This is a genomic window from Nitrospira sp. (assembly GCA_016873435.1).
In the GTDB taxonomy this organism is placed as follows: domain Bacteria; phylum Nitrospirota; class Nitrospiria; order Nitrospirales; family Nitrospiraceae; genus VGXF01.
In genome coordinates this window covers 23098-49840 of record VGXF01000001.1, presented here as the reverse complement: position 1 = coordinate 49840, position 26743 = coordinate 23098, and the positions used below count along the sequence as shown (strand labels likewise).

Here is a 26743-nt window from a genome sequence, read left to right as displayed (position 1 = left end):
CCAATGAGTACTGACAAGAGCGAAGCTCCAGCTCCGCTCGTCATCGGTCGCTTGTCACTCGTCCCCCGTTCCTGTTCTGCGCTCACGGCTCTCCTGCTGCTCTTCATTCTGAACCTCTCGCTGCAACCGCTTACGGAACCGGATTTTGGCTGGCATTTGCGCGCGGGACTCGATCTGCTCGATCATGCTGGGCGGATGCCAGCGACCGATCCCTATTCACACACGATGTCCGGCTGGCCGTGGGTTGAGCATGCCTGGATGACCGACGGCCTCCTTGCGCTGATCTATCGAATGCTGGGCGACGCCGGTGCGCTTGGCGTGATTCTGTTCTTCGCCGCCGTGACTGTCGGCGCCTGCGTGCTAGCTACGGCGCCGGCGCGCGCCGGCTGGACCGCTCGGTTGGTCGCCATCGCCGCTGTGCTGTGGGTCGCACGACCCTTTCTGGGTGCACGCACGCAGTTTCTCACGCTGCTCGGATTGTCCGTGTTGTTATGGATTTGGCACCACGTGCAGACGGGGCACCGCACTATCGTGTGGACGTTGCTGCCGCTGTTTCTCCTTTGGGCCAACTTGCACGGAGGCTTCACGGCCGGTCTGTTTGTATTGGGCGTGCTGCTTGGCGCGGCGGTCGCGCTGCGCAGCGTGATCGCAGGGTGGCCCGTCCTCGCCCAGCAGGTGGATGAGCCGATTCCGGACTGGTCCCGCCTCGGCACACTGACGGGTGCGGCGGCAGTCGCGGCTGCGGCAACCCTGTGCACTCCCTATGGGTGGGGACTCTACCGGGAAATTATCGAGTCGCTGTCCGACACCTTCATGCTGGAGACGCTGCGCGAGTGGCAGTCTCTGTCGTTGGCTACGACGGGCGGCACACTCTATGTAACGTATCTCGTCGGACTTGGCGTGCTGGCTGTCTTTGGCTATCGCCGCATCGAACCGGTGCGGTGGGCTCTCTGGATCGTGTTCCTTGGTTTTTCCATCCGGCATTGGCGGAACATTCCGATCTTTCTGATCGTGAGCCTTCCGCTTTGTGCAGAATTGCTGGAGGCAGCGATGGTCCGCGCGGCCGCCGTGCTGCCGCAGACGGTCCGGAACCCCGGACACTGGCGGTTGGCTGCCGCGGCCTGCGTGGCGCTTGCGCTGGGTCTATCCGGGACGGAGCATCTGGAACGAGTGATGCAGTCTGGCCTGGCCCCAGCGCAGTTTTTTCGTCAGACCCAGTATCCAATTGAGGCGGTGCAGTGGATCAAGGCCAACCGGAATCAGGTCGGGACGAAACTTTTCAATGAATACGGCCACGGCGGATTTTTGCTCTGGTGGCTTCCGGAGGAAAAAATCTTCATCGATGGGCGCATGCCGGCCTGGCAGATCGGTGAGCGAAGAATCTTTAAGGACTATCTGGCGCTGGCCAATCAAGATCCGCCGGCACTTGGGGTGCTCGACCGGTATCTCGTGGACTGGGTGCTGGTGACGCGCGCAAGTGGCCTGGCGCGGGCTTTGGATGACGCGCGCAGCTGGGCGAAAGTCTACGAGGACGCGAAGGTCGCGATCTACGTGCGGCAGTCCGCGTAGAGCCCGCGCCGCTCGTTGCAACGCACGGCCAGCATCTCGCGCAGCATACGGAATCCGTCGCGCACCACCTGCACCTTCGACCCCGGCTGGTCGGCCCAGTTGATCGGCACTTCGACAATCCGGTAGCCCCGCCGCTGCGCGATGTAGACGAGCTCAAGATCAAATCCATAACCGTCAATTCGGCACACGGAAAAGAGAGCCGCCGCCGCCGTATCCCGGAATAGTTTGAACCCGCATTGCGTGTCGCAGATGTCCCGGATGCCCAGCCAGCGGACGATCCGGCTAAACAGGCTCCCCATCAGCGCACGGTGCGGGCGCGCTTTGACGGTGTAGCGGGCGTCCCGAGAAGCCAGCGGCCGGGAACCGATGGCAAGGTCAGCCCCATTCATGATCGCCACCTCCAGCCGCTCCAGTTCTTGAATCGGCGTCGCGCCGTCAGCGTCGGTAAAGAGACGGAGCGTGCCCCGAGCCGCCTGCATACCGGTTCGTACGGCCGCGCCCTTGCCGGTGTTGCGGGGAAGCCGGATCAGGCGGACGGATGGATGCGCGGCGGCACATTGTTTGACAACCTGAACAGTGTCATCGTTGCTGCCGTCGTCGATGACAAGGATTTCATGGGTTATGCCGCGGCGGGTCAGGTAGGCGGCGACGGACTCCAGATACGGGGGTAGCCGGTTCGCCTCGTTGTAGGCCGGAATGACGACGGAAAGAGCCACAGACGCGCGGCGTTCGGCAGTAGCCATGACTACGCGCCAGCCTAGCCGAGCGCTTCGGGGATTGCAAGGCAGGGGGTCTTGACAATCCGCCGTTTAGGAGCGAACGTACAACAGTGCGCTTTTAAACCTGGAGAACAACCATGCGTTATCTCAGGACACAAGCCGGTTGCGTACTGGGGGTCTTGTTGCTGACCGCGTGCACGACCGGGATGCCACCGAACCGTATCGCGGATTATGTCGGCACACCGAAGGGCACGGCTGTGACGGCTGATCTGTCACCGCAGGGCATCCAGGCGGGTCTTGTCGTGATTCCCGACACCTCCGCGCCGGAGGCCTCGCCGGTCCTTCCGGATGAAGCCATCCAGCGGTTGGCAGAGAGTCTGTCGGAGGAACTCAAGCAGACCCTTCCAATTACCATTGCGAAAATCGTTCCTGCCGAAGGGCTGCGTCCGGTCTCCGGTGGTGACCCGGATCAGTTCGCCGAATTCGGACGCAAGCAGGGGGTGGAGTATCTGATTGTTGTCGTGGCCTCGGCTACGGAAGTGGAATATCCGCAGACCCTCTTTCTCGGCTGGGCGGCGCACATGCAGCCGGGGCTACGCCGCGACAACTATTCCCTCTTGGAGGCGGCGTTGGTGGACGTGAAGGCCGGGCAGACGCTGGTCCGGGCCGAAGGGCGCGGCTGGGCGACGCTGGACCGTCCGATGGCACCGGGGATCAACCAGTGGTACCCAGTGGTCTGGCTGCGGCCAATGGAGCCGAACCGCCGCTACTGGCCGCCCACGTTTGAAGGGGCGCCGAATACGCTCCGGGTCATTTCTATGGAGGATGCGTCCAAGCGGCTGCTCCTGAATCTGCGTAAGGCTTGGGGTGACAAGTGACAGGCGATGAGCGCGGCGGGGTGAGGCGGCCGGGCACGGCTGCTCCATCGCTCAATGCCCGATCGCTCTCCCTTCCGGGAGAGAACAGGCCGGTCCAGGAAGGGAGTTTGTCTTTGAAGGAACGGAAGAGGTTGGTGTAGAATAAAGCGTCGTTTTTTAGACGTAAATATGCCAAACCTGCTGGTGTGAAGGCCCTTTTTCTAAGGAGGTTCGATCTGTTCATGCGTAACCGTACACGAGTTAGACTTGCAGTCATGACTCTGGTCTCCGTTCTGGTGCTTGGATGGATGGTCGGAGCGGCTTTGTGGTCTGCTCCGGTGGCCGATGCGGCGGTGCCGCCGGCCTTAGCACAAGGCTTTTCCGAGATCGTCAAAAAAGTTACGCCGGCCGTGGTGAACATCCAGGTGAGCGGCCAGGAAGGCCGCCGCGGTGGCCGCCGCCAGCTCCCGCTGCCGCCCGGTCCGTTTGGGGGGCCTCCCGGCGAGGAGCCACCCGGCGACGAGCCAGGGCAGCAGATTCCGCCGCCTCCGGGACCGCCCGGCCGTCCGGAACAGAGCGCGGGGTCCGGCGTCGTCATCGACTCAAAGGGCTATATCATCACCAACAACCACGTGGTGGACAATGCGTCGCAGATTACTGTCACGCTGAGCGACAAGCGAGAGTTTACAGCGAAACTCGTGGGCGCCGATCCCAAGACGGACCTGGCGATCGTGAAAATTGAGGCGGACAATCTCCCGGCGCTGAAATGGGGGGAGTACGATAAACTGCAGGTCGGCGATCTGGTGCTAGCCGTCGGCAGCCCCTTCGGGCTGAGTTCGACCGTTACGCTCGGCATCATCAGCGCGCTGGGTCGCGGCAATGTCGGAATCGCTGACTATGAGGATTTCATCCAGACCGATGCGGCGATCAATCCGGGTAATTCGGGCGGCGCGCTGGTCAACATGAACGGCGACCTGATCGGCATCAATACAGCCATCTTCTCGCGCACCGGCGGTTCTGAGGGCATCGGTTTTGCGGTCCCCAGCAGTATCGCCGTGGATATCGCTGAGGCGCTGACTAAGACAGGCAAGGTCGTGCGGGGCTGGATGGGTATTGCGATCCAGGAAGTCACCAAGGAGTTGGCCAAGTCGTTCAAATTGCCGGACAGCCGGAAGAGCGGCGTTTTGATCAGCGAAGTGAACGAGAGCGGGCCGTCGCATGCGGCCGGAATCAACCGGGGCGACGTGGTGATCGGGTTCAACGACAAGGACATCCAGAGCGTCAGCCAGCTTCGGAACATGGTCGCGCGCACGTTGGTCGGCACGACGGCGCGCGTAAAGGTTCTGCGCGACGGCAAGGAGCAGGTGATCGCCGTGAAGATCGGCGAGCGGCCGTTGGATGAAGTGCTAGCCAAGCGCGAGCCGTCCGGTTCCGCCGCCCCCGGCCAGTCCGATACGGAGAAGCCACCGGACAACGTGCTGGCTGCGCTGAAGACTCAGATGCTGGACGCGGCGCTCCGAAGCCAGTTAAACGTGCCGGCTAAGACCAACGGCGTGGCGGTGCAGCACGTCGAGGCGGGCAGCGCGGCCGAGGCTGCTGGCGTGCAGCGCGGCGATATCGTTCAGGAGGTAAACCGCGAGACCGTCAAGAGCCTCGAGGAATACAAGAAGGCTGTCGCGAAGATCAAAAAGGACGAGACGGCCGTGCTGTTGCTGAGTCGGCAGGGCAATACGCTCTTTGTGGCGGTGAGCCCGAAATAGGGGAGGGTGAAGCCAAGGTTGAGGGTGGGGGCGGAAATTTCCCCCTCAACCTCAGCCTGACGATCGGTTGCCATGGCCGGTTTGAACGATTTTCAAAAGTGGCTCCAGGATTCGGTCTTCACGCCGCTGGAAGACCGCAAGATGCCGGTCATGGAGCACCTCGTGGAGCTTCAGGCCCGGCTGACGCGCGCCGTTCTGATTCTGGCGGCGGTGTTCGTCGGCACGTTTTTTTACGCCGACGCGCTGGTCCAGTGGTTGCGGGTGCCCCTCCAGAACGCGTTCATTCTGGGCAAGATGCAGTGGGTGCCGACCGATCTGCCGGTCGTGCCCTTTGTCTTTCTTGCACCGGCCGAGGCCCTGTGGCAGAACGTGAAGGTGGCTGGGCTCTTCGCGTTGGTGTTGGCGACGCCCTATGTGCTGTGGGAGATATGGCAGTTTGTGATGCCGGGCCTGCACGCACCGGAGCGACGTTTCGTCGGCCCCTTCGTGCTACTCAGTACGATCGCGTTTTATCTGGGCATCGCCTTCTCGTTTTTCTTCGTGTTGCCCTTTGCCTTGAACTTTCTGATTTCCTACGGCGTCAACGCCGGTTTCATTCCGCAGCTGTCCATCGCGCAGTACGTCGGGTTCGCCCTCTGGTTTCTGCTGGTCTTTGGGCTGATCTTTGAGGTGCCGCTGGCGATCACGCTGATGGCCAAGCTGGGCTGGGTGGACGTGCCGTTTTTGAAGCGTTATCGCAAATGGGCTTTTCTCGGCGCCTTCATCATCGCGGCGATTCTGACGCCCACCCCCGATCCGTTCAATCAATGTTTGATGGCACTGCCGATGTATATTTTCTACGAAGTTGGCATCGTCAGTGCCGGCTTCTTCAAAAAGAAATCTGCGACAGGTTCAGAGCCGACCGCAGAGTCTGCAGCGGCAGGACGTGCACCGGCACCGGTGGCGGCCAAGCCGATGAGGGCCGAGGACCCCTACGTGGCCGTGCCGGGCGGAGTCGGGCGGCGCTAGGAAAGTACAAAGAGACCAGTTAGGCAAGGAGCGGAATGGCGAAAGAATTGAAAATGATGCAACCTTCGGGCGGCGGCAATGGCGACGTCTGCACCTACATGTGGGCCTGCGCCATCTGCGACGAGAACGAAACCTGCCAGAAGGACAAGGAAGGGCACAGCCGTTGGCTAGTGGCCAAGCGCCTGGAGCGCATCGAATATAAAGTCCTCGTTATGAGTAACAAGGGAGGCGTGGGCAAGAGCACCTGCACGACCAACCTTGCGGTAAGCCTGGCGCTCAAGGGCTGGCATGTCGGCATCTGCGACATGGACATTCACGGACCGAATATTCCCAAAATGGTCGGCGCCGAAGGCAGCAAGCTCAAGGTGAGCACCTCGGGCGGGATCATCCCGTACCAGGCGTACAATATGAAAATTGCTTCCATGTCATTCCTGCTGCAGAATCCTGACGATCCCATCATCTGGCGGGACGCCTACAAATACGAATTTATCAATCAGTTGCTTGGCGGCGTGGAATGGCAGGACTTGAACTTCCTCTTCGTTGATCTGCCGCCGGGTACCGGCAACGAATCGGTGACGACGATTGACCTGATTGGTAACGTGAGCGGGGCGGTGATCATCACGACGCCACAGGAAGTGGCACTGCTCGACTCGCGCAAATCGGTGACGTTCTGCCGGGACAGCGAGGTGCCGATCATCGGTATCGTCGAAAACATGAGCGGCCTCGACTGTCCGCATTGTCACCAGCACATCGATGTCTTCCGGAAGGGCGGCGGCGAAGCCTCCGCGCACGACATGGGCGTGCCATTCCTGGGGCGCATCCCGCTTGATCCCGAAGTGGTCATGCAGAGCGACGCGGGTGAGCCCTATGCCCTATTTAACTCGGACACGCCCACGGCGCAGGCCTACCACGACATCGCCAACCAGATCGAAGCCTTCTGCAAGAAGAGTGGCTCGCTGATCAAAATGGGGCCGACCCACAAGGGCTGACACGCATGGCGGAAGGACTACAGAGACTCACGCCGTTACAAGATGCGCAGAAGATTGTGCTCGATGCTGCGCAATCGCTTGGCCTGGAGAAGATCGGTCTGCTCGAAGTCCTGGGGCGCGTGCTGGGCGAAGATATCGTCGCCCAGCGGGACAATCCGCCGTGGGACAACTCGGCCATGGACGGGTTTGCCGTCCGCCACGACGACATCAAGCAGGAGCATGCGATCGGCAGGGTCGTTACGCTCAGAGTCATCGAAGACGTGCCAGCCGGCAAGATGGCCGTAAAGACGGTCGGCCCCGGCCAGGCAATCCGGATTATGACGGGGGCACCAGTTCCGAAAGGCGCGGACACGGTGCTCAAGGTCGAGGACACGGAGCACACACCGGATTGCGTTAGGGTCTTCAAGTCGGAGCCGCGTGGCTCCAACATCCGCTCACAGGGCGAGGATGTGAAGAAGAGCGAGTGTATCATTGCCAAGGGCACGCAGATTCGTCCTGCGGAGGCGGGGATGCTCGCCATTCTGGCGAAGTCGTTCGTGTTCGTCTATCAGCGGCCGCGGGTGGCGATTCTCTCAACAGGCGACGAGCTGGCTGACCTGGACGAGCGGTTCAGCGAGGAAAAGATCATTAATTCAAACAGTTGGGGTATCGCGGCGGCCGTCCAGGAAGCGGGTGGTATTCCCTATCTGCTCGGCATCGCAAAGGATAATCCCGCGGCGCTCAAGGAAAAGATCATGCACGGGCTAAATGCCGACATTCTTGTGCTCTCCGGCGGTGTCTCGATGGGCGATTATGATTTCACTAAGGCGGTCTTCAAGGACCTCGGGGCGGAGATGCATTTCTGGAAGCTGGCCATCCGCCCTGGCCAGCCGCTGGCCTTCGGAAAAATCCAGGGCAAGTTGGCCTTTGGCCTCCCGGGCAATCCCGTGTCTTCGATGGTCACCTTCGAGCAGCTCGTGCGGCCGGCCATACTGAAGATGGGCGGGCACCGCAGCTACGGGCGGCCTGTTGTGCAGGCGCACTTCCAGGAAAAATTTTCCAAGAAGACCGACCGCCGCCATTTCCTGCGCGGCGTCCTGACGCAGGAGGGCGGTGTGTTCAAGGTGCGGACGACTGGCGATCAGGGGTCCGGCATCCTGACCTCGATGGTTAAGGCCAATTGTCTGATCGACATTCCGCAAGAAGTGGACAAGCTCAATCTTGGCGACACAGTCGCGGTGCAGATTCTGAGCGCGAACCTCTGGGATTGGGAAGGTGGCCAGTCGCACACGCGCAGCGGCAAGCTGTCCTGTTGCTGAGATGAAGAAAGCGGCGAAGAAAAAGATGACGAGGAAGCAAGCAGCTGGCCGGACCGTGCCGGTCCTCTGCTTCGTTGGGCGGTCCAACAGCGGGAAGACCACGCTTATCGAACAGCTCATCCCCGAGCTGGTGAGGGCGGGCTACAAGATCGCGACCGTCAAGCATTCCGGTCACGGCTTCGATCTCGATACCGAGGGCAAGGACAGCTGGCGCCACAAGCGGGCCGGCGCCAGTACGGTGCTGGTGCTATCCAAGGGCAGCCTCGCCATGTTTTCTGATGTGGATGACGACATCCATCTAACCGACCTGCGCAAGCGGTTTCTCGACAAGTCCATCGACCTTATCCTTGCCGAGGGCTGGAAGAGCGATAGCTTTCCGAAGATTGTCGTCGTGCGGGATCAGATAGGCGAGGTGCCGGTATCGCCGGTGGGCCTGCTCGCAGTCGTTTCAAATAAACCGGTTGAAGTACCGGTGCCTGTGCTTGATCCGGACGATATCGCCGGCGTAGCGGCATTGATCGTCAAGAAATTCCCGAAGCGCACACAGCATGCATTGGACGCCTAAGGCGGCCGTCATTCTGGTAATCGCCACCGGGGCGCTGGTTCTCGGAAGCGTCGCGATTCCGCTGACTGACCATCCGAAGTTCTGTGCCAGTTGTCACAACATCACGCCATCCTACAACTCATGGGTGCAGTCTTCCCACAAGGACGTCGAGTGCGTGGCCTGCCACGTCCGGCCGGGGCTGGAAGGCTTCCTGCGCGACAAGGCCTATGCCGGCACGAAGGACGTGCTGGTCACGCTTTTCGGAACGCCCACGGACGCGCACAATCTGAACGCGAAGGTCTATTCGGAAGTCTGCATCAGTTGCCATCGCGAAGTGCTGCGCATTTCCGAGGTCGCGCCGCGCGATCTACCGAAACCGGTTCAGGACGTCGGGCTTATCATGAGTCATCGGAAGCACATGGAGGCCTTCGCTACGCGCGGGCAGGGGGAGGGCTGCACCACCTGCCACGCTGGCGTCGTGCATCAGGCGCCGATCAAGGGCTATCCGATCGTCATCCCTCGTGGGCACGTCAAGGCGGACAGCAAACCCTGGTATCCTGACCATCCACCTGATAGCGTGCTCTGGAAGAAAAATCTCGGCGATTGCTTCCGGTGCCACGACGGCAAGACGGAGCACGAGGGGAAAGTGCTCAGCAATAAGTGCGAGACCTGCCACCTTCCGGAGAAGGTCCAGGACCTTCTCTTCTGACCACAGCCGGCTATGTCTGCGCCCATCGTTGAAGTCCGCGATCTCATCAAGCGCTTCGGCGATTTCACCGCCGTGGACGGAATCTCGTTCGACATCGAGCCGGGTGAGATTCTCGGCCTGCTCGGTCCCAACGGGGCGGGGAAGACGACCACGATCCAGATGTTGCTTGGATTGGTCACGCCCACGTCCGGGTCGATCCGCATGTTCGGCAAGGATCTGGCGACGCACCGCGAAGAGATTCTTCAGCACGTCAACTTTTCCTCCACGTATATTTCCATGCCCTATTCGCTGACAGTTGAGGAAAACCTCTGGGTTGTGGCCAAGCTCTACGGCATGACCGACATTCCGCGGCGGATCGATGATGTACTCAAGAAGATGGAGCTAGAGGCGGCTCGGACGCATGTGACACGGCGGCTCTCGTCCGGTCAGATGACGCGTCTAGCCCTGGCCAAGGCCTTTCTGACGGAACCGAAAGTGCTGCTACTCGACGAGCCGACGGCAAGCCTCGACCCCGATATCGCGCACAAGGTCCGTGCGCTGCTCAGGGACGTGCGGCAGGCGACCGGATTGAGCGTCCTCTATACCTCCCACAACATGAAAGAGATGGAGGAGATGTCCGATCGGATCATCTTTCTTCAGAAGGGTAAGATCGTCGCGCAGGGGACGGCGCAGGACATCATGCGGCAGTTTGGCCAGCGCGATCTGGAAGAGGTGTTTCTCAAGCTGGCGAGGGAATCGTGAAGCTGCACCGCATCAACGCACTGGTTCAACGGCATCTGTTCCTGTACCGGCGCAGCCTGCCCCGGTTGATGGAGATTTTCTACTGGCCCTTCATTGACCTGGTGATCTGGGGCTTCATCACGATGTACCTCATGCGCTATCAGGGGCAGTTGCCCGGCGTGGTTACGTTCTTTCTGGGTGCGCTGATTCTGTGGGATGTGCTGTTTCGCGCCCAGCAGGGCATCACGATCTCGTTTCTGGAGGAAGTCTGGGCGAGGAATCTCATGAATCTCTTCGCCAGCCCGCTGACGCCAGGCGAGTTTCTGGCTTCGACAATGGCATTGAGCGTCTTCAAGGTGTCGGCCGTGTCGTTCGTGATGGCGGCCTGCGCGCTGCTATTCTACGACTACAACGTGTTCATGATCGGGCTGGCGCTGGTCCCCTTTGTGCTGAATTTGATGATCGCAGGATGGATCATCGGCGTGCTAACGACCTCGCTCATCATGCGGTTCGGGCAGGAGGTGGAAGTATTTGCCTGGGGCATGGTCTTTCTCTTCCAGCCGATCTCCTGCGTCTTCTATCCGGTCGAGATTCTTCCAAAGTGGTTGCAGACTATTGCCTGGGGCAATCCTGCCACGCATGTGTTCGAGGGCATGCGGAGCGTGTTGACGACGTCTGTGTTTCCCGGTCTGCATCTGGCCTGGGCAACGGGGCTGAACGGGCTCTATTTGGTAATGATGGTCGGCTGGTTCCATTACACGTTCAACGTGTGCAAGGAGCGCGGCCTGCTCGTTCGGGTTGGAGAGTAGCAAGCGGTCATGAAGAAAGAAAGGTTGCTATTCGCCCGGGGGCATGGTACCGTACATTCACTTCATCGCATGGGCCTGGCGGTGACAGTCAAATCATGAGGCCCATAACCGATGTTGTGTTGTTCGGGAGTCTGATCGGAAGCCAGACCTAAGTCGCTGCAGCGTTCGCGCCTTCGGCCCGCTCCTTCCTCTTCTGCCCTCGCGGCCAAGACAATGTCACAATACTAAGGAGGACCCCAGATGGGTTCTAAGATTTATGTCGGTGGGTTGCCGTACGCGGCGACCGAACAGCAACTCAGTGATCTCTTTGCGCAGCACGGCGCAGTCGAGTCGGCGCGGGTGATCACGGATAAGTTCACGGGGCAGTCCCGTGGCTTCGGCTTCGTGGAAATGACCACGAGCGAGGATGCGCAGAAGGCCATCAGCGCCCTGAATGGGACGCAGATGGACGGGCGGACCCTGACCGTGAACGAGGCCAAGCCCATGGAGCCGCGCACTGGCGGCGGGGGCCGTGGTGGTTTCGGCGGTGGCGCCGGCCGTAGCAGCGGTGGCGCTGGCGGCGGGGGCAACCGGGGCCGCTGGTAATCCCTAGCGACAGCTGTTGAGTGAGGGGCTGCCGTCGTCAAGACGGCAGCCCCTCTTTATTTGTGCCGACTGGAAAGTCTGCCGGAAGTTGCGCTTTATAATGGCCCGTGCTAGATTTTAGCTGCCTCACCGTAAGGGCCTGTCGGTGGGGTTCATGATAACAAGGCCTGCACCGATGTTGTTTTGCCCCGGGAGTTTGATCGGAAGTCAGACCTAAGCCGCTGCAGCGTTCGCGTCTTCGGCCCGTTCCTTCCCCTACGAAATCCTCGAGTCAACAACAATATCGTAATACCAAAAAGGAGGACCCCTCATGGGTTCGAAAATTTATGTCGGTGGGTTGCCGTATTCGGCGACCGAACAGCAACTCAGTGAGCTCTTTGCGCAGCACGGCACAGTGGCCTCTGCGCGGGTGATCACGGACAAGTTCACGGGGCAGTCGCGGGGCTTCGGCTTCGTCGAAATGTCCTCAGATGATGAGGCTCAGAAGGCCATCGCAGCCCTGAATGGGCAGCCGATGGGCGGCCGCACTCTGACGGTGAACGAAGCCCGTCCGCAGGAGCCTCGTACCGGTGGTGGCGGCGGCGGCCGTGGCGGATTCGGTGGTGGCGGGGGCAACCGCGGTGGCGGTGGCGGTGGAGGCAACCGGGGCCGCTGGTAATCCCAGAGCGAAACCGACAAACGAACGGGGCTGCCGTTTTGCAACGGCAGCCCCGTTTTCTTTTCCTTAGCGTGACGCCTTCAGCCGGTCCAGTGGCACACGGTCCGGCGTTACACGCAGGGCTTTTTCTGTATCAGGGGCATAGTAGGGCGAGGTCGTGGCCATTGGAGTTTAGCCTGATGGAGGCTCTTCGCAGCGCAGGCAGGAGAGTTCGCTGGTGAGCCTCGCCCTCCGGCCTTCCTCGGTCAGCACCCACGGCCGAACGCTCATCGGCGGCTGGTGCCGAACGTGCTGCCCATGGCCGCAGGCCAGATCGGCTACCCAATCCCCGTGCGCATCCTGATGAAAGCCGACGATCTTCTGTTTCATGTTCCCATCCTATAAACGGTTTACATAGCACGTGCTGTCTCCGTCGGCAAGCGCCCTTTGTAGGTCGCGCCCCCCTAGGGTAAGATGGCGCGCACATGAGCAGTCACGCTTTTCTCCTTCAGGCTATGGCGGTCCTTGAGTGGAACCGCATCCTCGACGTGCTGGCCGGACAGGCCCGCTCTCCGATGGGCGTCGAGTGGTGCCGGACGGTGCTACTGGAAGATGATCTGGAATCTGCTCGAGACCGGTTGCGTGAAACTGCCGAGATGATGATCTTGCGGGAGGGAGGCGATCCGTTTCCGTCCCTTCCGTTTCCGGACGTCCGCGAGCCGATCGATCGTGCCGTGAAGGGTGCCCCAATGGAGACGCACGCACTGCGCGATCTTTCCACCAGCCTCGGTCTCGGCATGGACGTGATTCGTTATCTGGGTGCGCATCGCGAGGACTGTCCGGCCCTGTCGTCCGTGGCCGGGCCGCTCAAGTCCTTCTTCGATCTCCAGCGCCTGAAGGCCGCTATCGACCGGGCGGTGGACGCAGAGGGAAATGTCCGCGAGTCTGCCACGCCAGAATTGCGTCGCCTGTCCCAGCTGGCAGCGGGCCTCAAGCAGCAGATGCGCCACCGCCTCGACGCCATCCTGGCATCCAGGCGCTATGCCGAAGTCCTGCAGGAGAAATATTTTGCCCAACGCGAGGGCCGTTACGTCGTGCCGGTGAAGGACGCGATGCAAGGGAAAATTCCCGGCATCGTGCATGACGTGTCGGCCAGCGGCGCCACGGTATTTATTGAGCCGCGCGAACTCGTCGAGTTGAACAACGGGATCAAGGTTGCCGATCTGGACGTGCAGCGGGAGGTCCGGCGGATTCTCCGGGAATTGTCAGCCATGGTGGCCGGCCTGGCGGCGATCATCCTGGAGGGGCTGGCCGCGCTTGCGCGGCTCGACGGCATCGCCGCCAGGGCTTCGTTCGGCTGTCTGACCGGTGGACGGGTCGTTACGTTAAATGATCGGGGGCGGGTTATCCTCAAGCAGGCCCGTCATCCGCTGCTCGTGCTGGGGCGTGAACGCGTCGTCGCCAACGACATTCTGTTTGACGAGACGGTGCGCGTGCTGGTGATCTCCGGTCCCAATACAGGCGGCAAGACAGTCACCCTGAAAATCATCGGACTCTTTTCGCTGATGGTCCGGGCGGGGTTGCCACTGCCGTGCGGCGAAGAATCGGAGATGGCAGTGTTCCCGGACCTCTACGCCGATATCGGCGATGCGCAGGACCTGGCCAAGGATTTGTCTAGTTTTTCTGCCCACATGACCCAGATGATCCAGTTGCTCCGCCTGGCGTCCGGTGCGCGCTCCCGCGCCTTAGTGCTGCTGGACGAGCCGGTGACCTCGACCGATCCGGCCGAGGGCGCAGCGCTGGCGGAGGCGTTGTTGTTGAAGCTGGCCGACCGCGGTATGAAGGTGGTGGCCACGACCCACTACAATCAGCTCAAGATCATGGCCCAGACCGTGCCGGGCTGCGCCAATGCCAGCGTCGAGTTTGATGTCGCCACGCTCTCGCCGACCTACCGATTGATCATGGGCATGCCGGGCGGTTCGTCGGCCATCGAAATCGCCGGACGGCTCGGCATGGAGGAGGCGATTCTGGATCAAGCTGCTGGTCTGTTGAGCAAGCAGGACCGGTCGCTCGAGCAGGTGATGGGTGAGCTTCAGGAGAAGCAGCGCCGGTTGAGCGAGGACACCGCCCGGGCGGCCGAGTTGCGGGCCGAGGCAGAGCAGGCGGCCAGGGAGGCGTCCGAGATCGCAGCGCGGCTCCGAGCCTCTGAGCGTGAGGACCGCAAGGGCGCGAGGCAAAAACTGACGGACGAACTGCTGCGCACGCGGGCGCAGGTACAGGGTGTGGTTGAGGAGATCAAGCGCGAACGGACCCTGGTCAAAGCCAGGGAGGCCAAGCAGAAACTGGATGACATCAGCGCGCAGGCCCGCTCGCGTCTAGCCGAATCGGGTGGGACGGTTCCGGTCGGGCAATTGACGGCCGGCGACCGCGTTGAATTATCCCGTCTGGGGAAAACCGGGACGCTACTGGAAGCGCCGCAGGGCAAAAAACGGGTGAAGGTGTGCGTCGGCGATAGGGAGATGTCGGTGGATATTTCGGGCTTGGTCGGGCTGGCTGGACCGCATGAGCCCGCGCGTGCCGCTCCTGCCGTGACAAGTCGTCCACGTGATCAGCCTTCGCTGGCCGAATCCGAAACGGCGACAGTGCTGGATCTGCGCGGTCGCATGGCTGACGAGGCGCTGGAGATGACCGTGGCGGCGCTCGACAGGGCCACGCTGACCGGCGCGGCCCTGCTGCGGATCATTCACGGCCACGGCACGGGCAAACTGAAGGCTGTCATCCGCGAGTATGTGAAATCCTCGCCCTACGTGGCGACGTTCCGCCCCGGCGAGCGGGCCGAAGGCGGCGACGGCGTGACGGTCGTCGAATTGAAATAGGAGCGGTCACAAAGCGGCGAGCGGCAGTTGCATGCGAAACGCGGTGCTCTTGCTGAGCTGGCTGATCGGATCGCTAGGTTTGCCGTAGACGAAAAGTGATGGACGGAAACGTACTCCCGGAAAAAACTGAGTACAAGGGGGGGCGCGGGGGGTCAGGTTGTGCGGACGGACGTGTTTTTGATGGCCAGCCGGATATTCCGAAGAAACCCGGCGTGCTTGGATCGTGAGATTGGGCTTAAACGGAAAGTCGTTGAAAATTCATCTTTCTTCATCGTAGCCAGCCGCTCCAAGCGTGGCGCCAGCGTCCCCGGTGTAGGCTGGAAGGCCGGCTCGTCCGTGGGCGTCGCGTGAACGTTGTACGGACAGATATCAAGACAATCGTCGCAGCCGAAGATGCGATTGCCGAGCTTGGATGCCAGGTCGGACGGAATTTCATCGCCGGGTTTGTGTAGTTCGATCGTCAGGTAGGAAATGCAACGGCGCGCGTCAACGAGATACGGTTCCGTGATGGCGCCGGTCGGACAGGCCTTGAGGCAGAGCGTGCAGGTGCCGCAGAGATCGGTCGCCGGTTCGTCAGCATCCAAGTCCAGGGTTGTCAGCACTTCACCCAGCACGAGCCAGGAGCCGTAACGGGTGGAAACCAGATTGGAATGTTTGCCAATCCAGCCGAGGCCGGCCTGTTGCGCCCAGGCTTTTTCCATTACGGGACCGGTATCCACATACAAGCGAGTGGCGGCCTCCGGCGCCAAAGCCGTGATCCGTGCCTCCAGTTGTTCGAGCCGATCGCGCAACACCGCGTGGTAGTCCTGTCCCCAGGCATAGCGCGCGATACGGCCGTGTCCGGGCCGTTCGTCCGCTTGATGGCCGGTGTAGTAGTTCATGCCGAGGGCGATCAGCGAGCGACAGCCAGGGAGCACGTCGCGGGGATCAGCCCGGCGGGCGGGCGTCTTCTCCATCCACTGCATCGCGCCGTGATAGCCGCGGCCCAGCCAGTCGGTTAGGCGGGAGGAGAGCGTAGCGGGTAGGGCGTCGACGCGGGCGATCCCGACGGCATCGAAGCCGAGCGCATGGGCCTCCTGCTTGATTGCGTCAGCAAGTGACACGGCTATTTTCTTTGAGAACAATCAAACTTCACGATGAACTGCACCGAACAATGATCGGTCTTGCATTTGCCGCAGGTGCCGATGATGCGGGTCTTCCAGTTCGTCGCCTTATCGTCAAACTTGCAAATCGTATTCCCGCCTTTCGAAATGTTCGTCCAGGGCTTGGTCGTGCCGGGCAAGTGGGCCACGGCACAGCCGGGTGGGATGGGCACCTGACAGTTTTGCCCTGCCTCGCCCTTTCCCATGCCGAAACTACAGTTCAATTCGGTGGTCGCCGTGGAATCGGACATGGGCGGAGGGGTTGGGGAGGCCTGCGCGGATTCGGGGGTCCCGATCATTGTCATGAGCAGGAGGGTGGTCACTGCGAACGCGGCATGAGCAGTCTGAGTGTGCATGGGGCCTCCTGTGCGCGGGATTCTAGCACAGGAACTTCAGGTGCGCGAATGACGAGTGGCCATCGAATCGTTGTTATGAGTGTGGAGTTGGAGCAACATTGTGAAGGGAACCCGCTTGGAAACTCAGTTTACTCGGGAAAAGAGAATTCGGCGAGCTCGGTCTTGTCGAGGCCCTGTTTAACGAGCGCATCAAGATCGAACCCGCGTTCGGCCTTGCGGACATAGACGAGGCTCGACCGGGTGCTGGGATGCGGCGGGACGAACAGCCGGCAGCAGTCTTGATCCGGCTCAATGGAAATGTCGAAGGTGCCGATGCGCTGCGCCTGGTCGGTGATTTCGCTCTTGTCCATGCCGATCAGTGGACGCAAAATCGGCAACTGGGCGGCCTCTTCCACAACGCTGAGATTCTCCGGCGTCTGCGAGGCCACTTGGCCGAGGCTATCGCCGGTGACGAGCGCCCAGCACTTATCGCGCTGAGCAAATTCCTGGGCGATGCGGATCATCAGGCGGCGGTAGAGCACGACGCGCAGCGGCGCCGGCGCAGTGGCCACGATCTGCTGTTGAATTTCGCCGAAGGGTACAAGATAGAGCCGTGAGTACAATTGATAGCGGGTAAGAACCTGGACAATCTCACGAACCTTTTCCTCCGATGCCCGGCTGACGAAGGGCCGGCCGTGAAAATGGACGAAGGTGGCTTTGCAGCCGCGATGCAGCATGCGATGGGCGGCCACGGGCGAATCAATGCCGCCTGAAATCAAACAGGCCACCTTGCCGCTCACGCCGGTCGGCATGCCACCGGAGCCCTGTTCCTTTTGTACCGAGAGATAGGTCTGCCGCGCCAGCATTTCGATGTGAATGCTCAGGTCCGGCTCGGACAGATTGACCTTCTTGCCGGTGAGGGCGCAGACATGCGCGCCGATGGCCCGCTCGACATCCATTGAAGTGAGCCGAAACCGCTTGTCCGCGCGTTTAGTAGATATGCGGAAGGTGGAGAAGGGCAAGCCTTGCACGGCCTGCCCCGCGAGTTTTTTCAATTCGTCCAAGTCAGGATGCGTCAGGTCGAGCGGCGTCCCGTGGTTGAGCGAAAAGTTGGCGATGCCGAATACGCGCGCCAAGCGTTCTTTAATGGGCTCCCAGAGCGCGTCGTCCTTGAGAACAATGCGAATCCGGCCCTGCAACGGCTCTGTCCTGACGACACCGAGACCCTTAAGCACCGTGCGGATGTGCCGGACGAGCTTGCCCACGAAGAAGGGGCGGTTGCGGCCTTTGAGGGCCAATTCGTGATAATGGACGAGAACGCAGCGCATGGGCTTCGCAGGTGAAGGCTCAGGTTGAGGTGGGAGAGGTGCGTGGTCGCGTAACCGTAGCCTCAAGCGCAACCTTGGTTTTCAAGATATCGCTCGGCGTCAATTGCCGCCATGCAGCCGGAGCCAGCGGCGGTCACAGCCTGTCGGTATTTCGCGTCCTGCACGTCGCCCGCGGCAAAGACACCCGGCACGCTCGTCGCGGTGCCGTTGTTCGTCAGGATATAGCCTTTCGCGTCTAGGTCGAGCTGTCCCTTGAAAAGATCCGTGTTCGGTTTGTGGCCAATGGCCATGAAGACACCCGCGCAGGGCAGTTCTGACGTTTTCCCTGTCACATGATTCTTCAGCTTCACGCCGGTCACGACCTGATCGCCTAAGATATCTTCCACAGATGAATTCCAGACAAAGGAGATTTTTTCGTTCTTCATGGCACGGTCCTGCATGATCTTGGAGGAGCGCAGTTTGTCCCGCCGGTGCACGACGTGGACGCGCGAGGCGAACTTGGTCAGAAACATGGATTCCTCCATCGCGCTGTCGCCGCCGCCGACTACGACCAGGGCCTTGTTTTTAAAGAAAAATCCGTCGCAGGTAGCGCAGGCCGAAACGCCGTGCCCGAGTAGCCGCCGCTCATTGGGAAGGCCGAGATATTGCGCCGAGGCCCCGGTGGCGATGATGAGGGCTGCGGCCTCAATCGGCGCCTCGCCTTCGAGGGTAATGGTGAACGGCTGTTTCTTGAGGTCCACGTTCGTCACATCGCCCTGGAAAAACGTCGCGCCGAACCGTTCTGCCTGCGCGCGCATCTCCTTCATTAGGTCGGGCCCCATGATGGCGTGGGAGAAGCCCGGATAGTTCTCGACTTCGGTCGTGGTTGTGAGTTGTCCGCCAGCTTGTAGGCCCTCGATGACGAGCGGGGACAGGTTGGCCCGTGCCGCGTAAATGGCGGCGGTGAGGCCGGCCGGCCCCGATCCGATGATGACGACGTGGCGCATGGGAGTAACTCTAACACAGGCTGTCATATGGAAAAAGAGAGGTGTACGGAGATAGTAGGAGGTTCAAAAAGGCTGACCGGCGCGGCCGCAGTCAGCGAGGGCCCGCGGCGTACGTATTCAGTGCAGTGCGGTTCCGAGCGACGCGAGACTAAAGGCGGCAGTTTTTGCCAGCATCCTGACTAGGCGAGCCGCTTCAGTTCAGCGTAGATCCGCTGCACTTCGTGCTTCGTCTGCTCATAGGACAGCGTACCGTTAATGACGTAGTCGGCTAGCTCGATTTTCTTTTTGAGCGGCATCTGGCTCTTGATGCGGCGGAGGGCTTCCGTTTTGGAGAGGTGATTGCGATTCTGGAGACGCGTGATCTGGGTCTGTTCATCGGCTGAGACGACGAGAATCTTGTTCATCCGTTTGTGTGCGCCAGCTTCGATCAGGACCGGGGCATCATAGATGACGACGGCTTGAGGTTCCTGCTCGGCGACCGCGCGGGTCATCCTGGCCTGTTCTCGGGCGACGCGCGGATGAACGATGGCACTTAGTTTTTTGAGCTTGGCTGGACTGGCGAAGACGATCTTGCCGAGCGACTCCCGTTTTAATGTGCCATCGGGGGAGAGAATTTTCTTTCCAAAAGCCGTGACGACGGCTTTGAAGGCCGGCTTGCCTGGCTCGACGACCATGCGGGCGAGACTGTCCGCATCAATCAGGATCGCACCGCAGTCCTGGAAGAGGCGCGCGACGCTGCTCTTACCGCAGGCGACTCCGCCGGTGAGTCCGACTAGAATCATGCCGCAGCATAGCACGGATTTGGCGTGGAGCGCGGATCGTTCCTTGCAAATAACGATTTACGTGTAATGGATAACGTCTCCCACGCTTGACTTCCTTTGCCGCGCGCCTGTATCACCCTCACATGTTCTTCGTGCGACTTGTAATTATTGCGGTGTCCTGTTTCTGGCTCACGGCCTGCGCGGACAAGCCGTCGGTGCCGCCGCTCGCCCACGCTCCCGCGCTGGTCATCGACGGTGCACGTACGCTCGTCGTGGCGCTGGACGGCAGTGGACAATACACCTCCATCCAGGAGGCGATCGATGCAGCGACAAAAGGCGATATTGTACGCATTAAGGCTGGCGCCTATCCGGAAAACGTGACCATCCACAGTAAGGATCGCGTGCGCATCGTTGGCGATGGCGTGGACAAGGTGCAGATTCTTGGGCGCGACCTTGTTGGTTCGCTCCACATCGGCAAGTGGCCTTACGGCGCGACCAACATCGAAATCAGCGGCCTCACCATTCAGGAGCACGGTGGTTTGGCCATGGGCATCTTCAACGGCAAAGGCATTCTGCTGCGCCAAGTGGTGATCAACGGTAAGCTGTTCGGGCAACAGGTTGCAGGCGTGCACATCGAGCGCTGCACGCTGGGCGGCAGTGAAACGACGGGCGTGCAGTTCGCCGATTCGCAGGCAGTATTGACGGAGAATCTGATCCACGACAACGACCATGGCGTGACGGTCGGCGGGAAGTCCGACGTACGGTTGGAACGTAACGTCATCACAGGCAGTCTGTTTGAAGGCGTAGTGGTGACGGATCAGGCGCGCGCAGTGCTGGTCGGTAACACGATCGCCAAAAACGGGGGCGGGGCGGCTTTTTTGGACAGATCGAGCGGGGAGGCGTCCGGGAACATCGTTGGATTAAACGCCACGGGCGTGGCGGTAGCGCCGGCCAGCACCGTTACGCTCTCGTACAATGCCTTTTTCAACAGCCAGAACGATTATTTGCGATCGGGTCCGCCGCCTGTGCCGGCACCGGACCTCAAGTCGCCCTCCGACCTTCGCGAGGATCCTCGTTTTGTGAACCCCAGCAACGGCGATTTCCGTCTTCGCGCTGACAGTCCACTTCTGAAAATCGGGTCTTTCGCCTATCTCGGAGCGTTGCCCCCCCTCACTGGCACGCAATAAATTCGCGTAGTATGATGAAGGTAGCCGAGAGTTGATCAATGGCTGCCTTTAGATCGGAAAATGAAAGGGCGATTTTGAGAGCGCTGCCCGCGCTCGAGGATTTGGAAGCGGGTAAGCCGGTCGGCGCTGTCGTGCCCATGTCCCCCAAAGTGCAACGCCTTCTGCGCGACAAGATCGAAATCATCGAATATCTGCTCAACCGGGAAGAGATCCCCCTGAACTGACCCGTCGGGTTTTTCCGCTACAAAAGCTGAACAATTACAGGTTTTCCGCCAGCATGCTCCCCCCAGTGGGATAGCGGTCATCCAAAAACTGATGGGGGGAGAGGGGGCCTAAGGCAACGCAGCCGATCGTGACCTGCCCCTTTAAGCCGGTCCAGGGCCTATAATAGCCCTGATGTCGAATTTTGAATTGAGCGTTGAAAATTTAACATTCAGCGCTGTTGTATTATGAAACTTGATCAAGGCACCTGCCAAAACTTTGAGCAAGCACTGAGTCTTGAATGGCTGGAGACGAACGGGCGAGGCGGGTTTGCGTCCGGAACGGTGGCCGGCCCCAACACCCGTCGCTACCACGCGCTTTTATTGGTCGCGCGCAACCCGCCGGTGGACCGGGTCGTCCTCGTCAATCATCTCGAAGAGCAGTTCTTAATCGGCAAAGAGACGCACGCGCTCTCGACCAATTGCTATCCCGGCGCGGTCCATCCGGGCGGGTACCGGCGCTGCATCGGTTTTTCGCTCGCCCCCTGGCCGACCTGGACCTATGACGTCGGCGCTGGACAAATCGTGCGCGAAATCTTTTGCCCGCATGGCCGCGACCTGGTCGTCGTGCGCTGGCAGCTGGTGGGGGCGCACGGCTGCACCGCCGCGCTCATGGTGCGTCCCATGCTGTCGGGTCGCGACTACCACAGCACGCACCACGAGAATCAAAGCCTCTGGCCGGGGGTGTGTGGCACCAATCCGATCCTGTGGCAGCCCTATGACGGCGTGCCGGCGATCCGGGCCTTCTTCAGCGGAACCTATTGCCACGCGCCTGCTTGGCACCGCCGCGTCCAACTGCCGATCGAGCAGGAGCGTGGACTAGACGGTGAGGAAGACTGGTGGTCGCCCGGTGAGTTCACAATGGAACTGATGCCAGGTCATCCGGTCGGGCTCGTGCTGACGACAGAACTGCTTGAAGCGGTCGAGCCGGAAACCCTCATGCATGAGGAACGTCGCCGCCGCAGGCAGCGGGCCGAGACCATGCAGGATCACGATCCTTTAACCCGCGCGCTCTGGACCGCAGCCGACGCCTTTCTCTCAGACCGCGGCCGGCAGAAAACCGTCATCGCCGGCTATCCCTGGTTCACCGATTGGGGGCGGGACACATTCATCTCGCTACCGGGCCTGTGCCTCGTCACCAGGCGCTATGACGTCGCGCGGCAGATTATCACGGCCTTTGCCGCGCATATCTCGCAGGGGATGATCCCCAACCGCTTTCCCGATGTGGGCGAGACGCCGGAGTACAACACGATTGACGCCTCGCTCTGGTTTGTCCATGCCGTCGGCCGGTATCTCGACGCCACAACGGATCATGCCACGGCGCGTGACGTCGTCTGGCCCGCCGTGCGGGCCATTCTCGACGGCTACCGACAGGGCACACGCTATAACATTCGAATGGATGAAGACGGGCTGATCACCGGCGGCGCACCAACGGTGCAGCTCACCTGGATGGACGCTAAGGTGGGCGACTGGGTGGTCACGCCGCGCTGCGGCAAGCCGGTGGAGATTCAGGCCCTCTGGGTGCGCGCGTTAATGGTCGGGAAGGAATTGGCGGAGAAATTCGGCGATACGCTATTTGCCAAGCGGTGTGACGAAGACCGCATCAAGGCTATCAAATCGTTCCGCGCGCGGTTCTGGTACGAGCCGGGCGGCTATCTCTACGATGTGGTTGACGGGGAGGGCGGCGATGATGCCTCACTGCGGCCCAATCAAATCTACGCCGTGTGCTTGCCTGGGGAGCTGCTCGAGACAAAACAGGCGAAGCGCGTTGTGGAGGTTGTGCAGGAACATCTGCTTACGCCGGTCGGCTTGCGCACGCTCGCGCCGAGCGATCCGCGCTACTGTGCTCGCTACGAGGGCACCGTGCACAGCCGCGACGGGGCCTACCATCAGGGCACGGTCTGGCCATTTCTGTTGGGAGTGTTCATAACGGCGTGGGTCCGGGTGCAGGGCGGTACGCCGGAGGCTAGGCAGCAGGCGCGGGGATTGTTGAGCGGGCTCGAGCAGCATCTAAACGAAGCCGGCCTCGGACAGGTGTCGGAGACTTTCGATGCCGATTCGCCACACTTGCCGCGCGGCTGTTTCGCACAGGCCTGGTCGGTGGCCGAGCCCCTGCGCGCGCTCATCGAAGACCTCACCGTATCTCAGTCGGGTGGGGAGCTCCCCGCGCATGGCGAGCGGGTACTCAATAAATGAGGGAACCACGCACCTCACGAACATCAGGACGCGGCTGCCTCATGCTGACTAACCCGGGCATGTAACGAATCCTTCACCGCCGAGAGCGCAACACCCCAGTCTTTGCGCTGATCTTGCCGGACTAGTCTTGCGGTTGGATGCCAAGGTGCCGGCCCCTCCCACGACTCCCTCGGAGAGTTTCCAAGCCAGAGTTGACACCTCAATGCGAGGCCGCCATGATGCTTTTCATGTCTTCACCTGCATCAATGCAAGCGCCGGCCCCGCCTGTGGCGGGCCGCGGCAAGCTGATCGTCGCGGTGCTTTTCATTGCTGCCATCGGGGCCTTCTTTTATTTTGATCTTGGCACCTACCTCTCGCTTGATGCGCTGAAAGCTAACCGCGACGCACTGCGGGGCTTCACGGACGCGAATTACACCACTTCCGTTATTATCTTTATCGTCAGCTACTGCGTCTTCGTGGCCTTTTCGCTTCCGGGCGCGGTGTTCTTCACACTGGCCGGGGGGTTTCTGTTTGGCAGCGTAGTCGGCACGCTCTACGTGAACCTGGGGGCGACCTCCGGCTCGACGCTGGCGTTTCTCGCCGGGCGCTATCTGCTGCGGGACTGGGTGGAGGCGAAGTTCGGTAGCCGTTTGGAACCGTTTCAAGAGGGCTTCGCGAAAAACGGTTTCAACTATCTGTTGACGATCCGACTGATTCCGATCTTCCCGTTATTCATCGTCAATCTGCTCTGCGGGCTGACCCGTGTGTCGCCGGGCACCTACGTGGTGGCGACGGCCCTCGGGATCATCCCCGCCAGCTTCATCTATGCTTACGCGGGGCAGCAGTTGGGGGCGATCAATTCGCTTAAGGAAATTGCCTCGCCGAACGTGTTGATGGCCTTAATGCTACTGGGCCTGTTGGCGCTTGCGCCGATCGCGTATAAAAAGTACACCGCGAAGAAATCAGCGGCGTAATACAGTAAGGAGCGTTCATGTCGACTGGGCCGGTGACGGTTCTTCCCAACGACGAGCATAACCAGAAGCTGGTGGCCAACGTCCATCCGCCGACCTGGGTCAACCCTGATCCAAGCGGGCGGTACAACATGGTGGTGATTGGCGCGGGGGCGGCGGGACTGATTACGGCCGTGGTATCGGCGAGTCTTGGCGCGAAAGTCGCGCTGATCGAGAAACACCTGATGGGCGGCGACTGCTTGAACGTGGGCTGCGTGCCTTCCAAGGGCATGATCCGGGCCGCGCGCGCCTGGGCGGACATCAAGCGTGCGGAGGAGTTCGGTGTGCACGTGCCGGCCGGCGTGCAGTACGACTTTGCGGCGGTGATGGAACGGATGCGTAAACTGCGCGCGCGAATCAGTCATATGGATTCGGCACACCGGTACAAGAGCCTCGGGGTGGACGTCTATATTGGCAGTGCGAGGTTTGCCGATGCGGAGACGATCACGGTGGAAGGCCACGCGGGTCAGCAGAAGTTGAAATTCACCAAGGCTGCCATTTGTACGGGCGCCCGCGCTGTCACGCCACTTACGCCGGGATTGAAGGAAGCTGGTTATCTGACGAACGAGACGATCTTCACACTGACGGAGCTGCCGCGCAAGGTGGGCGTGATCGGTGCGGGGCCGGTCGGCTGCGAACTGGCGCAGGCCTTCGCGCGGTTTGGCAGCGAGGTCTACCTCGTCGAGGCCACGCACGGCATCATGCCGAACGAGGACCGCGACGCGGCCGAGATTGTCCTGAAGTCCATGCAGCGCGACGGCGTGCAGCTGCTTTGCTGTGGACGGGAATTGAACATTGAGAAGACGGCCACCGGCAAGCGGATGACGGTGAACTCCCACGCCAAGCAGTATGACGTAATGGTAGATGAGATTCTGATCGGGGTCGGTCGGATGCCGAACGTGGAGGGGCTGAATTTGGAAAGCGTGGGTGTGGCCTACGACACGCAGGGCGTCAAAGTAAACGCGCATCTCCAGACGACGAATCCGCGCATCTATGCGGCGGGCGACATCTGCTCGAAGTACAAGTTTACACATGCAGCGGACGCGATGGCACAGATCGTGATTCAGAACGCGCTGTTTCCCCATCCCTTCGGGCTGGGCAGGGCCAGCGTGGAAGATCTGATCATGCCCTGGGCGACCTTCACGGAGCCGGAGATCGCGCACGTGGGAATGCACGAAAAAGACGCGACAGAACGGGGCCTCCAGGTTGAGACCTATACGTTAAAATTGGACGCGATTGACCGTGCGATTTTGGACGGCGAGGAGGAGGGCTTTGCCCGCGTGCACATCCAGAAAGGCACGGACAAGGTGTTGGGCGCGACGATCGTCGCGGCGCACGCGGGCGACATGATCGGTGAATTTTCGGTGCTGATGAAGGCAGGCGCTGGCGCCGGGACGCTCGCGGCGACCATTCATCCCTACCCGACGCAGGCGGAAGTCAACCAGCACGTCATCAACCTGTGGCGCAAGGCTCATTTTACAGACCGCACGAAGAAGATCCTGAAATGGCTCTTCTCGATCATGCGCTAGGGGCCGTGTGGGCGGCTCTTTTCTTCATCGGCAGCACAGTGCTGTTGCCGGCCGTCGTGGCGGCGCAGTCGAATGCCGTTCTCGAAGTCGGAAAATTTTCGGCCGTGAAAGTGGGCGCCGACCTACCGGACGGCTGGAAACCCCTGACGTTCCCCAAAGTCCCCGTCCATACGACTTATGCCTTCGTCAAAGATGGCGACACGGTTGTAGTTAAGGCGACTAGTAAGGAATCGGCCTCCGGACTGACAAAGGTCGTGAGGATCGACCCAAAGGAATACCCGATCGTTCGCTGGCGCTGGAAGGTGGACAATATCCTGAAGGCAAGCGACGTGAGGACGAAGCAGGGAGACGACTACCCGGCGCGGCTGTACATCACCTTCAAATACGATCCGGACAAAGTGAGCTTCGTTAAAAAGGCCAAGTACCGGGTGGGCAAGCTGATCTTTGGGGACATTCCGATTGCGGCGATTAATTACATCTGGGATGCGACGGCGCCGCAGGGCCTGTTCATCGAGAACGCCTACACGGACTTCGCGCAGATGGTCGTGGTGGAGAGCGGGGCGCATGGCGTAGGGATGTGGAAGGACGAGGAGCGGAACATCTATGAGGATTACAAGAAGGCGTTCAACGGCGAACCGCTGCTAATCAATGGTGTGGCGATCATGAGCGACACGGACAATACGAAGGAATCGGCGGTGGCCTATTACGGGGATATCATTTTTCTAAAGGCAAAGTAAGAAGGTTGAGGATCAGGTTGAGGCTCGGAAGGACACCATGAAAGAGCACACCTGGAACATGTTTGACTTTAGCCCTGACCTGTCCCCTCTCCGATGTCCGCGTGGGCGTGCAGGCGTGGCACAACAAGTACCGGGGGCCCTTTTTAAACCAGGCCAGCGATGGCATGAGGCGCGCTGGTCACAATCGAACGCTGGTGCCATCACTACGCGACG

At 60.8% G+C, this 26743-nt stretch carries 25 protein-coding genes; 18 read left to right on the top strand and 7 right to left on the bottom strand.

The genetic code is table 11. The annotated features are described in order from the left end of the window. Positions 1-3 precede the first annotated feature (3 nt). Positions 4-1569: a hypothetical protein gene (locus tag FJ248_00240; protein MBM4119319.1), complete on the top strand. Its 1566-nt coding sequence runs from the start codon at positions 4-6 to the stop codon at positions 1567-1569. Here FJ248_00240 and FJ248_00235 read toward each other — a convergent pair. After that, positions 1548-2312, bottom strand: coding sequence for a glycosyltransferase family 2 protein (locus FJ248_00235; GenBank protein ID MBM4119318.1), 765 nt, complete (start codon positions 2310-2312; stop codon positions 1548-1550). The genes FJ248_00240 and FJ248_00235 overlap by 22 nt on opposite strands. A 113-nt stretch (positions 2313-2425) precedes the next feature. Here FJ248_00235 and FJ248_00230 point away from each other — a divergent pair, with 113 nt between their 5' ends. The 11 genes from FJ248_00230 to FJ248_00180 all read left to right on the top strand — a co-directional run bounded on the left by FJ248_00230 (position 2426) and on the right by FJ248_00180 (position 12225). Next, a complete protein-coding gene (locus tag FJ248_00230) occupies positions 2426-3166 on the top strand; it encodes a hypothetical protein (GenBank protein ID MBM4119317.1) in 741 nt (246 codons plus the stop codon). A 221-nt stretch (positions 3167-3387) separates the two neighbouring features. After that, positions 3388-4905 (top strand): Do family serine endopeptidase, encoded by a 1518-nt coding sequence (locus tag FJ248_00225; GenBank protein MBM4119316.1) that lies wholly within the window; start codon positions 3388-3390, stop codon positions 4903-4905. Between the two features lie 72 nt (positions 4906-4977). Next, complete coding sequence (gene tatC, locus FJ248_00220; protein MBM4119315.1) at positions 4978-5913, top strand: twin-arginine translocase subunit TatC; 936 nt, start codon at positions 4978-4980, stop codon at positions 5911-5913. 35 nt (positions 5914-5948) lie between these two features. Further along, positions 5949-6902, top strand: a complete 954-nt coding sequence (locus FJ248_00215; GenBank protein ID MBM4119314.1) for an Mrp/NBP35 family ATP-binding protein — start codon at positions 5949-5951, stop codon at positions 6900-6902. Positions 6903-6907: 5 nt separating this feature from the next. After that, complete coding sequence (locus tag FJ248_00210; GenBank protein ID MBM4119313.1) at positions 6908-8200, top strand: molybdopterin molybdotransferase MoeA; 1293 nt, start codon at positions 6908-6910, stop codon at positions 8198-8200. Positions 8201-8225: 25 nt separating this feature from the next. Beyond that, positions 8226-8765: a molybdopterin-guanine dinucleotide biosynthesis protein B gene (mobB, locus tag FJ248_00205; protein ID MBM4119312.1), complete on the top strand. Its 540-nt coding sequence runs from the start codon at positions 8226-8228 to the stop codon at positions 8763-8765. Further along, on the top strand, positions 8749-9453 hold the full coding sequence (locus FJ248_00200) for a cytochrome C (GenBank protein MBM4119311.1): 705 nt from the start codon (positions 8749-8751) through the stop codon (positions 9451-9453). Before mobB ends, FJ248_00200 begins: the two co-directional genes overlap by 17 nt. Before the next feature lie 12 nt (positions 9454-9465). Then, positions 9466-10194, top strand: a complete 729-nt coding sequence (locus tag FJ248_00195; GenBank protein MBM4119310.1) for an ABC transporter ATP-binding protein — start codon at positions 9466-9468, stop codon at positions 10192-10194. A 68-nt stretch (positions 10195-10262) separates the two neighbouring features. Continuing rightward, positions 10263-10982, top strand: a complete 720-nt coding sequence (locus FJ248_00190; GenBank protein ID MBM4119309.1) for an ABC transporter permease — start codon at positions 10263-10265, stop codon at positions 10980-10982. 240 nt (positions 10983-11222) lie between these two features. Then, on the top strand, positions 11223-11567 hold the full coding sequence (locus FJ248_00185) for an RNA-binding protein (GenBank protein ID MBM4119308.1): 345 nt from the start codon (positions 11223-11225) through the stop codon (positions 11565-11567). Between the two features lie 310 nt (positions 11568-11877). Then, positions 11878-12225 carry an RNA-binding protein gene (locus FJ248_00180; GenBank protein MBM4119307.1) on the top strand — a complete coding sequence of 116 codons (348 nt, stop codon included), beginning with the start codon at positions 11878-11880 and terminating at the stop codon, positions 12223-12225. A gap of 171 nt (positions 12226-12396) precedes the next feature. Here the strand turns inward: FJ248_00180 and FJ248_00175 are convergent, their stop codons facing one another. Further along, on the bottom strand, positions 12397-12594 hold the full coding sequence (locus FJ248_00175; GenBank protein MBM4119306.1) for a DUF3565 domain-containing protein: 198 nt from the start codon (positions 12592-12594) through the stop codon (positions 12397-12399). A gap of 95 nt (positions 12595-12689) precedes the next feature. On the opposite strand from FJ248_00175, the gene FJ248_00170 reads away from it, so the two are divergent. Then, entirely contained in the window at positions 12690-15080 is a 2391-nt protein-coding gene (locus FJ248_00170; protein MBM4119305.1) for an endonuclease MutS2, read from the top strand. A 152-nt stretch (positions 15081-15232) separates the two neighbouring features. On the opposite strand, the gene queG is transcribed toward FJ248_00170, so the two are convergent. From queG to FJ248_00145, 5 genes are all read right to left on the bottom strand, one after another. Beyond that, a complete protein-coding gene (gene queG / locus FJ248_00165) occupies positions 15233-16189 on the bottom strand; it encodes a tRNA epoxyqueuosine(34) reductase QueG (protein MBM4119304.1) in 957 nt (318 codons plus the stop codon). Next, the gene (locus FJ248_00160) at positions 16186-16578 is read right to left on the bottom strand and encodes a hypothetical protein (protein MBM4119303.1); all 393 of its coding nucleotides are present in this window, start codon (positions 16576-16578) and stop codon (positions 16186-16188) included. Before FJ248_00160 ends, queG begins: the two co-directional genes overlap by 4 nt. A 128-nt stretch (positions 16579-16706) precedes the next feature. Next, positions 16707-17885 carry a tRNA 4-thiouridine(8) synthase ThiI gene (gene thiI / locus FJ248_00155; GenBank protein MBM4119302.1) on the bottom strand — a complete coding sequence of 393 codons (1179 nt, stop codon included), beginning with the start codon at positions 17883-17885 and terminating at the stop codon, positions 16707-16709. 62 nt (positions 17886-17947) lie between these two features. Then, the gene (trxB, locus tag FJ248_00150) at positions 17948-18871 is read right to left on the bottom strand and encodes a thioredoxin-disulfide reductase (GenBank protein MBM4119301.1); all 924 of its coding nucleotides are present in this window, start codon (positions 18869-18871) and stop codon (positions 17948-17950) included. A gap of 179 nt (positions 18872-19050) precedes the next feature. After that, entirely contained in the window at positions 19051-19653 is a 603-nt protein-coding gene (locus tag FJ248_00145; protein MBM4119300.1) for a dephospho-CoA kinase, read from the bottom strand. Between the two features lie 122 nt (positions 19654-19775). On the opposite strand from FJ248_00145, the gene FJ248_00140 reads away from it, so the two are divergent. The 5 genes from FJ248_00140 (at position 19776) to FJ248_00120 (ending at position 26530) form a co-directional block, all read left to right on the top strand. Beyond that, the gene (locus FJ248_00140; protein ID MBM4119299.1) at positions 19776-20819 is read left to right on the top strand and encodes a hypothetical protein; all 1044 of its coding nucleotides are present in this window, start codon (positions 19776-19778) and stop codon (positions 20817-20819) included. 449 nt (positions 20820-21268) lie between these two features. Further along, positions 21269-23275 (top strand): glycogen debranching protein, encoded by a 2007-nt coding sequence (locus FJ248_00135; protein ID MBM4119298.1) that lies wholly within the window; start codon positions 21269-21271, stop codon positions 23273-23275. A gap of 215 nt (positions 23276-23490) precedes the next feature. Further along, on the top strand, positions 23491-24228 hold the full coding sequence (locus FJ248_00130) for a TVP38/TMEM64 family protein (GenBank protein ID MBM4119297.1): 738 nt from the start codon (positions 23491-23493) through the stop codon (positions 24226-24228). Between the two features lie 17 nt (positions 24229-24245). Next, positions 24246-25793 carry a mercuric reductase gene (locus FJ248_00125; GenBank protein ID MBM4119296.1) on the top strand — a complete coding sequence of 516 codons (1548 nt, stop codon included), beginning with the start codon at positions 24246-24248 and terminating at the stop codon, positions 25791-25793. Beyond that, positions 25769-26530 carry a DUF3047 domain-containing protein gene (locus FJ248_00120; GenBank protein ID MBM4119295.1) on the top strand — a complete coding sequence of 254 codons (762 nt, stop codon included), beginning with the start codon at positions 25769-25771 and terminating at the stop codon, positions 26528-26530. Before FJ248_00125 ends, FJ248_00120 begins: the two co-directional genes overlap by 25 nt. Positions 26531-26743 lie beyond the last annotated feature (213 nt).

Coding starts and splice junctions, on each gene's coding strand:
- FJ248_00240 (MBM4119319.1), top strand. CDS start 4: ATGAGTACTGACAAGAGCGAAGCTCCAGCTCCGCTCGTCATCGGTCGC.
- FJ248_00235 (MBM4119318.1), bottom strand. CDS start 2,312: ATGGCTACTGCCGAACGCCGCGCGTCTGTGGCTCTTTCCGTCGTCATT.
- FJ248_00230 (MBM4119317.1), top strand. CDS start 2,426: ATGCGTTATCTCAGGACACAAGCCGGTTGCGTACTGGGGGTCTTGTTG.
- FJ248_00225 (MBM4119316.1), top strand. CDS start 3,388: ATGCGTAACCGTACACGAGTTAGACTTGCAGTCATGACTCTGGTCTCC.
- tatC (MBM4119315.1), top strand. CDS start 4,978: ATGGCCGGTTTGAACGATTTTCAAAAGTGGCTCCAGGATTCGGTCTTC.
- FJ248_00215 (MBM4119314.1), top strand. CDS start 5,949: ATGGCGAAAGAATTGAAAATGATGCAACCTTCGGGCGGCGGCAATGGC.
- FJ248_00210 (MBM4119313.1), top strand. CDS start 6,908: ATGGCGGAAGGACTACAGAGACTCACGCCGTTACAAGATGCGCAGAAG.
- mobB (MBM4119312.1), top strand. CDS start 8,226: ATGACGAGGAAGCAAGCAGCTGGCCGGACCGTGCCGGTCCTCTGCTTC.
- FJ248_00200 (MBM4119311.1), top strand. CDS start 8,749: ATGCATTGGACGCCTAAGGCGGCCGTCATTCTGGTAATCGCCACCGGG.
- FJ248_00195 (MBM4119310.1), top strand. CDS start 9,466: ATGTCTGCGCCCATCGTTGAAGTCCGCGATCTCATCAAGCGCTTCGGC.
- FJ248_00190 (MBM4119309.1), top strand. CDS start 10,263: ATGGAGATTTTCTACTGGCCCTTCATTGACCTGGTGATCTGGGGCTTC.
- FJ248_00185 (MBM4119308.1), top strand. CDS start 11,223: ATGGGTTCTAAGATTTATGTCGGTGGGTTGCCGTACGCGGCGACCGAA.
- FJ248_00180 (MBM4119307.1), top strand. CDS start 11,878: ATGGGTTCGAAAATTTATGTCGGTGGGTTGCCGTATTCGGCGACCGAA.
- FJ248_00175 (MBM4119306.1), bottom strand. CDS start 12,594: ATGAAACAGAAGATCGTCGGCTTTCATCAGGATGCGCACGGGGATTGG.
- FJ248_00170 (MBM4119305.1), top strand. CDS start 12,690: ATGAGCAGTCACGCTTTTCTCCTTCAGGCTATGGCGGTCCTTGAGTGG.
- FJ248_00160 (MBM4119303.1), bottom strand. CDS start 16,578: ATGCACACTCAGACTGCTCATGCCGCGTTCGCAGTGACCACCCTCCTG.
- thiI (MBM4119302.1), bottom strand. CDS start 17,885: ATGCGCTGCGTTCTCGTCCATTATCACGAATTGGCCCTCAAAGGCCGC.
- trxB (MBM4119301.1), bottom strand. CDS start 18,871: ATGCGCCACGTCGTCATCATCGGATCGGGGCCGGCCGGCCTCACCGCC.
- FJ248_00145 (MBM4119300.1), bottom strand. CDS start 19,653: ATGATTCTAGTCGGACTCACCGGCGGAGTCGCCTGCGGTAAGAGCAGC.
- FJ248_00140 (MBM4119299.1), top strand. CDS start 19,776: ATGTTCTTCGTGCGACTTGTAATTATTGCGGTGTCCTGTTTCTGGCTC.
- FJ248_00135 (MBM4119298.1), top strand. CDS start 21,269: ATGAAACTTGATCAAGGCACCTGCCAAAACTTTGAGCAAGCACTGAGT.
- FJ248_00130 (MBM4119297.1), top strand. CDS start 23,491: ATGATGCTTTTCATGTCTTCACCTGCATCAATGCAAGCGCCGGCCCCG.
- FJ248_00125 (MBM4119296.1), top strand. CDS start 24,246: ATGTCGACTGGGCCGGTGACGGTTCTTCCCAACGACGAGCATAACCAG.
- FJ248_00120 (MBM4119295.1), top strand. CDS start 25,769: ATGGCTCTTCTCGATCATGCGCTAGGGGCCGTGTGGGCGGCTCTTTTC.